13 protein-coding genes are annotated in these 13597 nt (G+C 38.5%); 7 read left to right on the forward strand and 6 right to left on the reverse strand.

The window, feature by feature from the left end; genetic code table 11:
* Positions 1-78: 78 nt before the first annotated feature.
* The 5 genes from nagA to NBX03_RS00845 form a co-directional block, all read right to left on the reverse strand.
* On the reverse strand, positions 79-1239 hold the full coding sequence (nagA, locus tag NBX03_RS00825; protein WP_250228885.1) for an N-acetylglucosamine-6-phosphate deacetylase: 1161 nt from the start codon (positions 1237-1239) through the stop codon (positions 79-81).
* 100 nt (positions 1240-1339) lie between these two features.
* Positions 1340-2053: an N-acetylmannosamine-6-phosphate 2-epimerase gene (locus tag NBX03_RS00830; RefSeq protein WP_250228886.1), complete on the reverse strand. Its 714-nt coding sequence runs from the start codon at positions 2051-2053 to the stop codon at positions 1340-1342.
* Between the two features lie 305 nt (positions 2054-2358).
* On the reverse strand, positions 2359-3180 hold the full coding sequence (locus NBX03_RS00835; RefSeq protein ID WP_250228887.1) for a PTS system mannose/fructose/sorbose family transporter subunit IID: 822 nt from the start codon (positions 3178-3180) through the stop codon (positions 2359-2361).
* The gene (locus NBX03_RS00840; RefSeq protein ID WP_250228888.1) at positions 3180-3944 is read right to left on the reverse strand and encodes a PTS mannose/fructose/sorbose/N-acetylgalactosamine transporter subunit IIC; all 765 of its coding nucleotides are present in this window, start codon (positions 3942-3944) and stop codon (positions 3180-3182) included. The genes NBX03_RS00835 and NBX03_RS00840 overlap by 1 nt, the downstream gene beginning before the upstream one ends.
* Positions 3945-3954: 10 nt before the next feature.
* Positions 3955-4440 carry a PTS system mannose/fructose/N-acetylgalactosamine-transporter subunit IIB gene (locus NBX03_RS00845; protein WP_250228889.1) on the reverse strand — a complete coding sequence of 162 codons (486 nt, stop codon included), beginning with the start codon at positions 4438-4440 and terminating at the stop codon, positions 3955-3957.
* Between the two features lie 1674 nt (positions 4441-6114).
* Between NBX03_RS00845 and NBX03_RS00850 the strand changes: the two genes are divergently transcribed.
* From NBX03_RS00850 to NBX03_RS00860, 3 genes are all read left to right on the forward strand, one after another.
* Complete coding sequence (locus tag NBX03_RS00850; protein ID WP_250228890.1) at positions 6115-6522, forward strand: PTS sugar transporter subunit IIA; 408 nt, start codon at positions 6115-6117, stop codon at positions 6520-6522.
* A gap of 222 nt (positions 6523-6744) precedes the next feature.
* Complete coding sequence (locus tag NBX03_RS00855; protein WP_250228891.1) at positions 6745-7431, forward strand: ribulose-phosphate 3-epimerase; 687 nt, start codon at positions 6745-6747, stop codon at positions 7429-7431.
* 93 nt (positions 7432-7524) lie between these two features.
* Positions 7525-8334: a Cof-type HAD-IIB family hydrolase gene (locus NBX03_RS00860; RefSeq protein WP_250228892.1), complete on the forward strand. Its 810-nt coding sequence runs from the start codon at positions 7525-7527 to the stop codon at positions 8332-8334.
* 174 nt (positions 8335-8508) lie between these two features.
* Here NBX03_RS00860 and NBX03_RS00865 read toward each other — a convergent pair whose 3' ends face one another.
* Positions 8509-9615: an SIS domain-containing protein gene (locus tag NBX03_RS00865; RefSeq protein WP_250228893.1), complete on the reverse strand. Its 1107-nt coding sequence runs from the start codon at positions 9613-9615 to the stop codon at positions 8509-8511.
* A gap of 382 nt (positions 9616-9997) precedes the next feature.
* Between NBX03_RS00865 and agaB the strand changes: the two genes are divergently transcribed.
* The 4 genes from agaB (at position 9998) to deoC (ending at position 13583) form a co-directional block, all read left to right on the forward strand.
* Positions 9998-10474 carry a PTS galactosamine transporter subunit IIB gene (gene agaB / locus NBX03_RS00870; RefSeq protein WP_250228894.1) on the forward strand — a complete coding sequence of 159 codons (477 nt, stop codon included), beginning with the start codon at positions 9998-10000 and terminating at the stop codon, positions 10472-10474.
* 607 nt (positions 10475-11081) lie between these two features.
* Positions 11082-11876, forward strand: a complete 795-nt coding sequence (locus tag NBX03_RS00875) for a PTS mannose/fructose/sorbose/N-acetylgalactosamine transporter subunit IIC (protein WP_250228895.1) — start codon at positions 11082-11084, stop codon at positions 11874-11876.
* Positions 11863-12654 carry a PTS system mannose/fructose/sorbose family transporter subunit IID gene (locus NBX03_RS00880; RefSeq protein WP_250228896.1) on the forward strand — a complete coding sequence of 264 codons (792 nt, stop codon included), beginning with the start codon at positions 11863-11865 and terminating at the stop codon, positions 12652-12654. Before NBX03_RS00875 ends, NBX03_RS00880 begins: the two co-directional genes overlap by 14 nt.
* A 266-nt stretch (positions 12655-12920) precedes the next feature.
* On the forward strand, positions 12921-13583 hold the full coding sequence (gene deoC, locus NBX03_RS00885) for a deoxyribose-phosphate aldolase (protein ID WP_330638432.1): 663 nt from the start codon (positions 12921-12923) through the stop codon (positions 13581-13583).
* The last annotated feature ends 14 nt before the right edge of the window (positions 13584-13597 follow it).

A 13597-nucleotide genomic window follows, 5' to 3' on the forward strand; every position in this document is an offset into this window, starting at 1 on the left:
TACGGAGCTTTCATAAGCTCCTTTTTTATTCCGTAAAAAACCATAGGGCCTGATTACAGGCCCTATGGGAAAACATCTTTATTCACATCCAACAACGTTATTCCCCATGGTATAAGCTGCTATCACATTAAACGCATCATCGCATACAACAATATCTGCGTCTTTACCTTGTTCTATGGAGCCTTTTCTATGGCTTTCGCCTACATATACTGCAGGATTGATGGTAGCGGCATTGATGGCTGTTTCAAAGGGAAGCCCTGCTTTATAGATAAGGTTATAGACGCCTTTATTTACCCTGAGGGCAGAGCCTGTCAGCCTTCCGTCTTTTGTGAAAAAAGCTTCACTGCCTTTTTCACCGTTCTCATATTCTTTGTAAACGCTTGAATCTGTAACCAAAATAAGTTTATCTTTGCCTTTCATGCGGCCTATCATTTTTACGATTCCAAAATGAATATGCATGCCGTCTGCGATTACCTCTGCATAAAGGTCATCAAGTAAAAGGGCTGCGCCGAAGGTTCCAGGCTCTCTGTGATGTATGCCAAGCATGGCATTTCCTGTATGGGTGGCCGCCTTTACACCGTATTTTATAGATTCTGCGACAATTTCATATTTTGCTCCCGAATGGGCTACAGAAACAGGAATCCCCATCTCCTTGGCGGCTTTGCAAAATTCGAAGCCTTCGTCTTTTTCTACAGCACAGGCTACACTTTTAATCCGGCCTTCTGCAAGGGCATGGTATTCTCGCAGAATTTCAGGATTGGGCGGGATTATTGTATAAGGGTCCTGTGCCCCGCGGAATTCATGGGAGATGAAATTGCCTTCAATATTGATTCCTAAAATTTCTGCCCCGTCTCCCGTTTCATCATAAAGACGGGATATTGTTTTAAAGGCATTGACATTATCTTCATAGGCCTGTGTGCTTGTGGTGGCAAGAAATGAAGTAACCCCTTCATAAGGCATATGATGCATCCACTCTCTTAAACTCTCTTCAGTGGGATTATTGGCGCTGATGCCTTTATATCCGTGGCAATGGATATCTATGAAGCCGGGAAGTATCATAAGCTCGCCAAAATCCTTGTCAATAGGCTTTGAACCGTATTCATGGAGGGCAATTATTTTTTTATCCTCTATTTCTATTTGCATAGGGATAAAGCTTTCCTTAATCCAGACTTTTTTACTTTGAATAATCAATAGGTTCACCTGTCCTTTTATGGATTCTCTTTGTATAGTAAATTTCATATAAAGAAGCAGCAAAAGCCTATTCCCTTAAGGCTCAAAAATACGGATTTCCTTCGGAAACGGTACATTTTTGAGCCTTCGTGAATATACGGCTTTGCTACTATTTAACTTTAAATTTACTATACTTTTCATAATAATTTATGAATCTTTCGGCTATTAAATGAGGCCTTGTTATGGCAGTTCCGATGGTTATCATATCCGCGCCGGCATCAAGAACATTTTTAAGGTCTGTTAAGTCCCATATTCTGCCTTCGGCATTTATAGGCAGGTCAATATGCTTTTTCATTTCTATGAGGATATTGATATCCGGCCCTTCTGTATTTTCTGATACCATACCGCTTAAAGTTGACGATACAATATCAACAAAACCTGTTTCAGCGGCGAATATTCCTTCTTCAAGGGTAGCGCAGTCGGCCATGATTGCTGTTTCAGGGTATGCGGCCTTTATTTCTTTTAAAAGAGCGCAAAGGACGTCTTTTCCCCTAAAGGGTCTTAAGGTGCAGTCAAGGGCAAGAATATTGCTTCCGGCTTCTATCACTTGAGCCGCCGACTGAAAGGTAGGGGTTATAATAATCTGGTCTCTTATGCTTTTTGTACTGTCGATTATTTTGTTCAGGCCGATAATGGGAAAATCGCCAAGCTGCCGTATGGCCTTGATATCCTGGGGCCAGCAGGCCCGTATGGCTTTGGCTCCTCCTTTAAGGACCGATTCCGCCATAATCTTCATATTTTCCGGCCCGTAAAGCGGGGTGTCTTCATAGGCCTGGCAGGATACGATTACCTGTCCCATGCATTTTTCAACATATTTATTCAATTGGACCCTCCCATCTTTGAAAAATGAATCTTCATCATCATGAAACCTTAAAATAATCATTTGTAAATAAAGCTTACAGCCCGTTTGTTTTTATTCTGCGGCAAGTATTCGGTGCAGAAGGCATCAAACAAGAGAAGAGCAATAAGAATCTTTGCTCGGTAAAACCGTAAACAGTATTTTAATCTGGTTAGGATTTTCTTCTGTTTCATTTGACAATGGGACTATTTCATATACATCAAGTATACTTGGTTTAAGGAAGCAATTCAAAGAAAGAGGCTGAAGGCAAAGACTCCAGCCTCCTATTCTTATACCGCAAGAAAGCCGGTAAAATATCCTACAACAGCGACAACAAGATAAAGGAGTATTACTTTTACAATAGACCAGTTCTTTTTGGCCACGAGGAAATAAGTTCCCAAGGCGGCGAGAAGAACCGGAAGCTTAGGCCATATGCCGTTTAATACATCATTTATATTAAGCATATAATCTCCGTTAACATATGTCCAGCCTATATTTATATTTGCGTAGGAACAGCTGATGGCGCCTACGACGCTGATGCCTATAATGCTGATGCCTCTGATGATATCATCTTTAATATTGCTGCCGAGAACAAGCTCCGCCGCCTTTGCTCCGAGGGTACAGCCCTTGGAAAAGAGAAACCATGTAAGAGGAATCATAATACCTAAGAAAGTGACAATATAGAATAAAATGCCTGTAACAGACCCGTCACTGCTTAAGCCTAAGCCGATGGAAAGGAGTATGGGTATCAGCGTCCCTGGAAGAAGAGCGTCTCCGATGCCTGCAAACGGCCCCATAAGGGCGCTTTTAATGGCTACAATCAAATCGTCCGGCACATCGGAGCCGGAAGCCTTTTCGGCTTCCATTCCAAGAATAATGCCTGGGATAATAGCCCCTAAGAAAGGTTCGGTATTAAAAAAAGGAAGATGTCTTTCCATAAGCTCTTTTTGCTTTTCGCTGTCTTCAGGGTAGAGCTCTTCTCTTAAATCCCCCACCATTTTAACAACGGCCGGTGCCTGCATGGTTTCAGGCTGGTAAAGAGAGAGGTTCCACAGCATCCAGTTTATGTAAGACTTTTGAATCATTTTCTTTGTGAGTTTAGTGCCTTCCATTATGCATCAGCCCCCTTTGCATACTTAGCCATTTTGAAATCAACATAAGCGAAAACGGCTGCGAAAATAACGACGGTTATAATATTTACGCCGAATACTGCGATTAGAGCAAATCCCAGCAGATAGTATACGAATTCAAATTTATCCTTTACCATCATTTTAAGCAGTATGGCAAAGCCTACAAGAGGCATTGGACGGCCGAATATTGTGAGAATGTCTACAAGCCATGCGGGGCTGTTGTTAACAACATTGCTCAGGAAATCCTGCCCGAAATAACAGCAGAGAAAAATAGGAAGGAAACGGAATAAAAATTTTACAGAATGGCCGTAAATAGGAACAAGAGTAGCTTGCCGTAATTTTCCCTTTTCAACAAGGTTTGCCTGATGGTGGGCCACTGCAATCATACATGCATGGCAGGGCTGGGATAAAATTGTGGCAAGGATTCCTATAGGGGCCGCCATAGCAACGGTGATGCCGGCACCGGCCCCTGCAAGAAGGCCAAGAGGAACGGCAATCCATGTAGCGAGGTTCATATCCGGAGAAATGGAACCTCCCGGGGTTACGAGGCCGATATATAGGGCCTGAACGGCACAGGCAAGGATGATTGCGCCCTGTACGTCTCCAAGAATAAGACCGATGACAAGGCCGGATACAAGGGGCCTGCCTAATGTATACCAGCCTAAAAGGCCGCCGCCGAAAAACGGTGTATGGGTATGGCCTAACCAGCCAAAGATACCTAATAAGAACGCCTGTAACAGTGTCATATAGACCTCCTTACTTCAACTTCTTCTTAACATCGTCCCATGAGAGTTTTTTCTCCCCGGGCACGATTTGGAAGAAAACGTCTACGTCGTTTTGAACCAAAGATTCAATTACACAAATATCTTCTTTGCTTAGGTAGGTTCCTGTGTTAACCTCCTGAGCCCCCGGTCTTTTTGCCACAGGGCCGATATTCATGATCTTGGGTAAATCTTCGACATTTTCCATAAGTGATTTGTAAATGACGGGGCTTCTGAAGAGAACCAGCGTATTTTGGCTGTCTGAAACAGCTTTTCTGATAGGTTCGTAAGATTCTAAGACGGTATACACGTTTGCCTTCATAGAAGGCGGTACGGCCTTTTCGAATACAAGTTTCATAACGGAATTGGTGGCTGTAAAATCATCTACGACTATAATAGACTTGATGAAATATTCCTGTACGATTTTCGTCATGCACTGGCCGTGAATCAGCCTGTCGTCACAACGGACCAAACGAATCAATGAATCTCCCCCCTTTGAATGCTTAAAAATTCTGGATAACAACGTGGTATGCAGTCAATTAAGATTGAAACGGTCCCCTTGCTAATTTGCTTTTGTCTTAAAGTGAACAAAGCTGAAAAAATGTTTTGTTCACTTTAAGGAGGTGCTCAGCTGAAAAACCATATATAGTAAATTTCAAATTAAACAGGAATAAAAATCATATATTTTGAATGGCTTAAACATAGGGATTCTATATGTTTAAGTCGTTTATGAAAATAGATTTTTATTGCATCCTTCTGTGAAACTTATTATAAGCGAAGCTTACAAGTGGTTTTTCATCTTCCTTTGGTATATTTTATGCCCTCTAAAACCAAATACTTAACAGGGGGATAAAAACAAGTTGACTGTAGGGTGATTTAAGTAAACTTGAAGAAGACACAGGCTAAGCTTATGGGTATCAATGTCTGGGTTTTGGTGGGTTACCATAGAGCTTTGCCTGTGAAATCATCTTCTTTATTATATTGAAGGGAACAAAATAATATGAGATAAATGGGAAAAACATTCCCAAAATACAATTATATTTCAATCAATGTAGGAGATGGATTAATATCGAATATATAGCAATTCTTTCGACAATATAGTTTAATATTTTAGTAATACTATCTAAATTATAGGCGTATTATCGGTTGAAATATTAAAATATGGTGGTTTTTATAATCATTAAAGGATTTATATTGTTCATAAGATATATCATGTACTTGACTAAGAGATAATTATTGATTAAAATAAGGGCATATTGAATAAACACTTTGTTTTGCCGGATTTTATTTTAATAATTTCTTAAAGCGTGTCCGAAAAACCCAAAACCCGTCTGTTTTGCCATAAAAGCGCGACCTTATCGTTGAAAATACCTAAAATATAACCTGCAGTTTTGACGCAAGGTGTCAAAACTTTATGCTCAATATTACATAAAACAAAAATGCAGAGGTATGCTATTTCTGGGGTTTTCTACTCAGAAACTTTGCTTCGTAAAGTCCTGAGTAGAATGCCTTGGTATTATGCTTTATATTCGGATTTCCTTCTGATTCTGCTTGAATTCAGGTTTTATGGTAACTATAGTAAATTAAAAGTTACCAGTAGGAAAGCTGTATATCTCTTGAATTTATATAAAATAGCAGCATTGTCAATTTGTTTTTTCCTATTTTATGTCCCCTAAAACCAGATGCTTATAAAGGTATTAAAGTAAATTAACGATACCTAGGCTCAAAGATGTATTTAAGAATAAATATAATAATGGCTTTTGTAAAACTGCTTTTATTTGATTATATATATTGAAAGCCCTGTGTCTATTGCAGTATAAAGGCAATTTTACTGTATTTCCGAAGGAAATTCATGTTTTTTTATGAAGCAAACTTGGAAAGGAATATAGGCGTAAGCCCAGAACTCTTTTTTAGCAAGGGTATTCTTAGCTTTATCAAACTTATTTTTGTTTGGTAACGATGAATCTGCCGGAATAGGCTTTTGAGGCTTCTTTATAATAAATTTACTATTGTACTTTATGAGCTTAAAGCTTATAAATATATTTCTGATGCAAAATATAAAATAAACTTTAGTTTATTTTATATTCTTGTGGCTTTGGCTATTTTCAGATACTGTCTAGTTCAGCTTAAAATTATGGATATGGGGAGGTTTGTTATGGGAAACGCCGCTGTTATGGTTTGCAGCCATGGGAAGTTTGCTGAATACGCAATGGAAAGCGTTGAAATGATTATAGGAAAGCAAGAAAATTTCAGAACATTATCTGTTGACATAGGCTCTGCTTTAGAAGATATTTTTAAAGAAATGGAAGCCCTTGCTTCAACCCTTGATATATCCTCAGGAATGATAATGCTTGTTGATATTTACGGCGGCACCCCAAGCAATGTAGGCAGCGCTTACTGTCTTACTTATGAGAATGTGCTTCTTTACAGCGGCTTTAATATGCCGGTGCTTCTTGAAATTTTTCTTAACAGAGATAAACCCCTTAAAGAAATGAACATTTTAATAGAAGAGGCCTATAGAAACGGCTTTACTAATATTTCAAAAACCCTTAGAGAAAATTAATACCGGTTCAACCGGAGGAAAAAGGCTTGAAGGCGGTATTGTAAAAATACTATTCATATGAAGGACTTTATAAACATTTCATAGATGCTGTTATTTATTCATATGTAAGTTTTTTTAAAGTCTGTAGTAAATAAGTTTGAGCTTTTTTAGTTTATTTACTATAAATATTTATTGTGAAGTCACAGGTTAATTACAGTAGCGTTTATCAAAGGACTGATATTTATGGGTAAATTGTATTTATGTCCTTCTATGATGTGTGCTGATTTTTCGAAGCTTGAATTTGTGATGAAGGATTTGAACGACGCCGGTGTGGATATCTATCATATGGACCTTATGGACGGAAGCTTCGTACCTAATTTTTCATTGGGCTTTGAAGATATAAAAGCCGTAAGAAAGCTTACGGATAAGCCTATGGATATCCATATGATGGTAAATGACCCGGGAAGATACATAAAGCAAATTTATGATATGGGAATTAATATTGTTTATATTCACCCGGAGTCGGATATTCACCCCGCAAGAACCCTTGACAGTATTAAAGCTTTGGGCATGAAAGCAGGTATTGCCGTAAACCCCGGCACCTCCTTTGAAACCGTAAGCCAATTGCTCTACATTGCAGATTCTGTTTTGGTAATGACGGTAAACCCCGGATATTCGGGCCAAAAATACTTAGACTATGTGGATATAAAAATCGAACAATTTATTAAAAATAAGGAATACTTTGCTTATGAAGTTTTTATAGACGGCGCCCTATGGCCCGGAAAAATCATAAATCTTTATGATAAGGGGGCTGACGGCTTTATTCTCGGAACCTCAGCATTATTTAAAGGCGATAAAGATTATAAAGAAGCCATTGCCTATATAAAAAGAAATGCCAAACGCTTACGCTTTTCAAATATGAAAAAGTAATGTACAATTAATCTAATAGGGAATAAAATATTCAAAAGTCAATTTTATTTGCCCTTTTATAGCATTATAGAAATGAAACTCAGGAGGGCGAGTATGCCGATTAGATTAATTGCCGTTGATATGGACGGTACGTTTTTAGATGACCGGAAGGAATATGACCGTAATCTTTTTTTAAGCCAATATAATGAAATGAAAAGAAAAGGGATAAAATTTGCCGTTGCAAGCGGAAACCAGTATTACCAGCTGATTTCCTTTTTTCCGGAAATAAAAGATGAAATAGCCTTTGTTGCGGAAAACGGGGCATATATTGTCGATAGCGGTAAAGAAATATTCTGCGGTGAGCTGGAAAAGGCATCTGCAGATAAAGTAATCAAAGTCCTTGAAAGCTTTGAGGGGATAAACTTTGTCATCTGCGGGAAACAGAGTGCTTATGTTAAAAGCACAGTTTCAGATAATTTTATAAGCTCTATCAGGCATTATTACCATAAGCTTATGATTGTAGAGGATTTATATGCCATAGAAGACAGGATATTTAAGCTTTGCGCCAGTGTTCCTAAGCATCAGGCCTTTGAATACGTCAGGGAATATGAGAAGCTTGTAGGAGGCATGGTTACTCCCGTATCCAGCGGAAGCGGATTTATTGATTTTATAATACCGGGCTTACATAAGGCAAACGGTATTGGTCTGTTGCAGAGCCTATGGAATATCGGCATGGACGAAACGGCAGCTTTTGGTGACGGAAGCAATGATTTAGAAATGCTTAAATCTGCAAAATATAGCTTTGCCATGGAAAACGGGCAGGAAATTGTAAAAAGCTCTGCGCAATTTATTGCTCCTTCCAATAATAATAAAGGTGTCCTTAAAACAATTGACGAAATATTAAAGGGGAAATATAATGAGTAAACTTAAAAATGAGGTTTAGTCTTGTACTTTTTCTTTATTTTATAAGAGTGCTGCTGCAAATAGAATTTGCAGCAGCACTTTTATATTAATAGAAAACATGAAATTAGAGAACAGGGTATCTTGGATTAAAAATGCCCTGTGAATTTATTGATAAAAGAATACTTTGAAGGCATATTAGTCCACCACTGTATTTTTATAATTAGGGGTTTTGCTTGCGGCGGCATCGTCCATTTTTTTATGGAGAGGGCATCTTGTCCATCTGTTATTTTCATCTGTAACCTTATAAGCAATTATCTGTACAAAAGGAAGGAAGCACAGAGGCGTAATCAGCTCATTCATTTCAAAAGGCACTGTAAGGATGCCTTCTCCCTGGTATTTTTCATTGTTTGTAAGCAAATAAGAATAATCGGTTACAAAACGGGAGGCCTTGAAAATCTCATGAACTCTGTCGCTTGCGCAGCCTCCTTCTATAAAGAAGAGGTGATAAGTTGGGTCAAGCTGCAAGGAGGGACCATGGATAAGCTCTTCTGTCTCATAGGCAACGGCAGGTATCTGAACGGTTTCTCCGATTTTTAATGCGCCTTCAAGAGCCGTGCCGTAGTTTGCGCCGCAGCCCATGACATAGACCTTATTCATGGCAATTAAGGCTTTATAATGCTCCTCCATGAATTTAAGAGAGGCCTTTTGAACCTCTTTGTGAATTTCAGGAACCTTTTTAAGCTCATTCATCAGTTCCTTTGCATCGGATTCTGCCAGAAGACCCTTGGCCTTAGCTGCCTCAATGGTAAAAAGCATAAGGTATAAGGCGAAGGTGGTTACACCCTTTGTTACGTATCCAACTTTTTCAATGCCCACACCGTATCCGATTAAAAGGTCCGCATAGTCTTTGAAATCGCTTTCCGTATTGCCTACGATGCCTATGGCCTTTCTTTTTTTGTTCTTTATGGCGGTTAAGGCTTCAATAGCATTTGTGCTCATGCCGCTTTGAGATACTACAAATACAAGGTCGTCATCGGTAAAGTCATTTTCGGTATTTACAAATGTAAAGGGAGAAATGATTTTAACCTCGCATTTTAAATATTTTCTCATAAACTGTCTTCCGCAGTAGGCGCCGTTATAGGAGGAGCCGGAGGCGACAATCCATATGTTTTTGTAATTTCCTTCTACATATTCATTTACAAGGGATTTCGTAAGCTCAGCAGCATTTTTTATATTTTCTGCTACTGCTTCCGGTGACTGTTCAATATAGGTCATCATGGTTTCTTTTACGGCATTTTCCATTTTCAACACTCCTTACATTTTGATTTGGGATACTTACATATTTTGAGTATATATGACATATTTTTTATAATTTGTAATAACAAATGCTTATATAATTATTATAGTTAATTGGCAAAATAAATCAATATTTTTTCGGATTTTAACAAAATATTTGTAATTACATATTGACAATATCTTATTTAAGAAATAAAATTTAGTTATGTAAAATCATTATAATTTGGCAAAGCTTAAATAAGGGTAATAAAAACTAATTTTCTCATAGGGCGCTATAAAGCAATATAGTTAATATAACCAAGAAATATAAATGTCATTATTGCTTTAAGAGCATGTAAGTTCCATATTTTTAGCCGATTATATTGATTATTTGGAAGGAGATGGACATATGCCGAATATTTTATTAACACGAATTGACAATCGCTTGGTACATGGCCAGGTAGGCGTATCATGGGTAGGGATTACAGGCTGCAACCTTGTTGTAGTGGCTGATGATATGGCCGCAAATGACCCCATTCAGCAGTCTCTGATGAAAATGACTGCCGATTCTTCAGGCGTTGGCATTCGGTTTTTTACCATCGAAAAGACCATAGAAATCATTCATAAAGCCGCGCCTTCACAGAAAATATTTATCGTAGTAAGAGACCCTCAAAACGCCAGAAAGCTTATCGAAGGCGGTGTGCCCATTGATAAGCTTTGTATAGGCAATATGCATGTAAGCCCCGGCAAAAGGGTTTCCAATGAGCCTCATGTATATCTTGACGATAATGACCTTGAAGATTTAAGAGCTATAAGAAATAAGGGCGTAGACGTTTATATACAAATCACCCCAGGCGACAGAAAATTTGATTTTGAACCAAAATAAATATTTTGCTTCATATAGTAAAATAGCTTTAAGGCAGGAATAAAAACCTATTTTTCATAAATGGCTTAAATATAATAGAAATACTTATATTAAGCCATTCAAAGTCAACAAAGCTGAATGCTTTTTGTTGACTATAAGGGAATGTTCATCTGAAAACTCTTTTACAGCTTCCCTGTAAGTGTCTTCAGGTTCACTAAGTATAAAATATACGTTTTTTGTTACCGTATCAAATTATTTTACCATATATGCTTGAATTCATATGAAACAGCAGCATTGTCAATTTGATTTTCTCTTATTTTATACCCTCTGAAGCCATATACTTACAGCAGAATAAAAGCAAATTGACTATAACAGCTTTCCATTAATGTTTCCTTTACCTGATAGAAATATTGCGGATTTATTTACTGTACCTTTGCCGGCAGGTTTCTTAAAGGTTTCAATTCCAATTCAATAAGGCATTACAAAAGTATACACCTTAAGTATGGTTTTATAATGCTTTTCTGATGGATATAAGAAACTGCCTGAATAAGTTTTTGTGCCTTCGGGCTTAAAAATACTGTCTTCGGAAGTGAGAAGCCGAAGACTAAAACGAAAAGGAGGAGTATTTATGCAAATCACGTTAGGTCAAGGCATTATGCTGGCCTTGGTGGCTTTCATCTGCGGAATTGATTCTAATATGGAATCTTTTTTCTGGTTCAGGCCGCTTGTAACAGCATTTTTTGCAGGAATCGTCCTTGGGGACGTACAGCTCGGCCTTGCTGCCGGTGCAGTTGCGGAGCTTTCTTACCTGGGGCTTTTGACAGTGGGAGGAACGGTGCCTCCAGACCCTCTTACAGCAGGTATTATGACCACCGTTATTGCCTATACCACAGGCCAGTCGGCCGAGGCGGCGCTGGGTATGTCTCTTCCCTTTGCTTTGCTTGCACAGTGGATGGGTATTATCTGCAACACAACATTTGCAGGCTTCCTTAAACCTTTAGATGATGCGGCTGCCAAAGCAGATACGAAGAAATTTGCTTCTATTGTTATTTTTGGTCTTTTACTTAAAGCGGCTTTATATGGTGTACTTATTTTCCTTTCAGCTTACGCTTTGCAGACTCAAATTACCATATTTGTTAATTCATTCCCTGAATTTTTAATCCATGGCTTTGAAATCGCCGGTGGGCTTATGCCTGCAGTCGGCTTAGCGCTTCTGCTTGTTGTTATGCTTAAAAAGCAGAACATTGCTTATCTTTTCATAGGATTTATAATGGCTACGTTTATGGACTTGGGCAATATTCTTCCCGTTGCAATCGCAGCTGTTGCAATCGCATTTCTTGATTACTTAAACGATCAGAATTTAATGAAGAAAGCAGAAGAATTGGCTGGTGCGAAAGGAGGTTCTGAAGATGTCGGTATCTAGAAATAAATTAACTAAAAAAGATATTAATCAGATGAGCATGCTTTCTCTTTTAGAGCAGGCCTGCTTCAGCTTTGAAAGAATGCAGGCGCCCGGCTTCTGCCTCGGTATGATTCCTGGATTTAAAAAGATTTACGGCAATCAGAAGAAAGAAATCGCCGCCGCCATGCAAAACAATATGGACTTTATCAATACAGAGCCCCATATGGCGACTTTCCTTCAGGGCCTTATTCTTTCTCTTGAAGAAAGCGGCCAGGACAGAGAACTTATAAAGAACGTAAAAACAGGTTTATTCGGGCCTCTTGCAGGCCTTGGGGATGCCATATTCTGGTTTACTCTTCTGCCCATATCGGCGGCTATCTGCTGCTCTCTTGCATCTAACGGCTCCGTAATGGGCCCTATACTTTATATGATAATCTGGGGCATTGCCGCCTTTTCAAGATTATGGTTCGGCAGCTTCGGCTATAAAATGGGTGTAGGAGCAGTGGATATTATCAGTAAAAACGCCGCCGCAATATCCAAAGCCGCAGGTATTTTAGGTATTATGGTTGTCGGAGGGCTTATTCCAAGCTATATTAATTTCAGTTTTTCCGAAGCCCTTATCGCTCCGGGAGGCGTATCCGTTCAGAGCATATTTGACTCGATTCTTCCGAATATTTTAACCCTTGGGTTCGTATTTATGCTTTATTGGCTCTTTAAGAAAAAGAATATGGGAACATTGAAGCTGATTGTTTTAATTATTGTTTTCTCCGTTATAATGTCCGCCCTTGGTATTATGTAATCAATTATGGAGCGCTTCTTTCTTTGAAGCGCTCCATGCAGTTTAAAAAGAAATTAATATTTAATTATTTTAAATAGAAATAGATATAATAGGCTTAAATCAGGCTTTGATTTTGATTAATTTTAAGCATAAATATATTTTCCGAAGGAAAATCTAGGAACGGCGCTTGAGACTATAAGACGATTCAAAATTGAATTTTATAAACTCTTTAAAATAAACAGGCAATATAAAATTTATCTGTAAAAATAGGCAAAGGCTGTGATATTTTGAACTTTCCAATTAATAAATATATTGACCATACCATTCTATACCCCTACGCCTGCAATGAAGATATTAAAAAAGTATGCGATGAATGCAGAGCGTATGATTTTATGATGGTAGCGATTAACTCTGTTCAGGTTAAGCGCTGCAAGAAATACTTGGAAGGAACAGATGTGCATGTGGGGGCGGCAATTGGTTTTCCCTTGGGGCAGACGACTATCGACGTAAAGGCCTATGAGACAAAGAAGGCCATAGAAGACGGCGCCGATGAAATAGATTATGTAATCAATATTACAGAACTGAAAAATAAAAATTATAGCTACATTCAAAAGGAAATGGAAGAAATTGTTTCTCTTTGCAAAAAAGCAAATGTTCTTTCAAAGGTTATTTTTGAAAACTGCTATCTTGAAAAGGATGAAATCATAAAGCTATGCGAAATCGCAAAGATTGTTAAGCCTGATTTTATAAAAACCTCCACAGGCTTCGGTACGTCAGGGGCCAAGGCAGAAGATGTAAGGCTTATGAAGGAATCTGTGGGCCATGAAGTAAAGGTGAAGGCAGCCGGGGGAATCAGAGACTATAAGACCTTTATGGAAATGATTGAAGCCGGAGCAGAGCGTATAGGCACAAGCAAGAGCATTGACATTATGAAAGAAGCAGGCTTATAATTAGGGTATGTCTG

The sequence above is a fragment of the Anaeropeptidivorans aminofermentans genome (genome assembly GCF_940670685.1).
In the GTDB taxonomy this organism is placed as follows: domain Bacteria; phylum Bacillota; class Clostridia; order Lachnospirales; family UBA5962; genus Anaeropeptidivorans; species Anaeropeptidivorans aminofermentans.

Bases quoted from the DNA above. Each gene is read 5' to 3' on its own strand.
- NBX03_RS00850 (WP_250228890.1), top strand. From the start codon at position 6,115: ATGGGAAACGCCGCTGTTATGGTTTGCAGCCATGGGAAGTTTGCTGAA.
- agaB (WP_250228894.1), top strand. From the start codon at position 9,998: ATGCCGAATATTTTATTAACACGAATTGACAATCGCTTGGTACATGGC.
- NBX03_RS00855 (WP_250228891.1), top strand. From the start codon at position 6,745: ATGGGTAAATTGTATTTATGTCCTTCTATGATGTGTGCTGATTTTTCG.
- NBX03_RS00835 (WP_250228887.1), bottom strand. From the start codon at position 3,180: ATGGAAGGCACTAAACTCACAAAGAAAATGATTCAAAAGTCTTACATA.
- NBX03_RS00865 (WP_250228893.1), bottom strand. From the start codon at position 9,615: ATGGAAAATGCCGTAAAAGAAACCATGATGACCTATATTGAACAGTCA.
- nagA (WP_250228885.1), bottom strand. From the start codon at position 1,239: ATGAAATTTACTATACAAAGAGAATCCATAAAAGGACAGGTGAACCTA.
- NBX03_RS00880 (WP_250228896.1), top strand. From the start codon at position 11,863: ATGTCGGTATCTAGAAATAAATTAACTAAAAAAGATATTAATCAGATG.
- NBX03_RS00840 (WP_250228888.1), bottom strand. From the start codon at position 3,944: ATGACACTGTTACAGGCGTTCTTATTAGGTATCTTTGGCTGGTTAGGC.
- NBX03_RS00860 (WP_250228892.1), top strand. From the start codon at position 7,525: ATGCCGATTAGATTAATTGCCGTTGATATGGACGGTACGTTTTTAGAT.
- NBX03_RS00875 (WP_250228895.1), top strand. From the start codon at position 11,082: ATGCAAATCACGTTAGGTCAAGGCATTATGCTGGCCTTGGTGGCTTTC.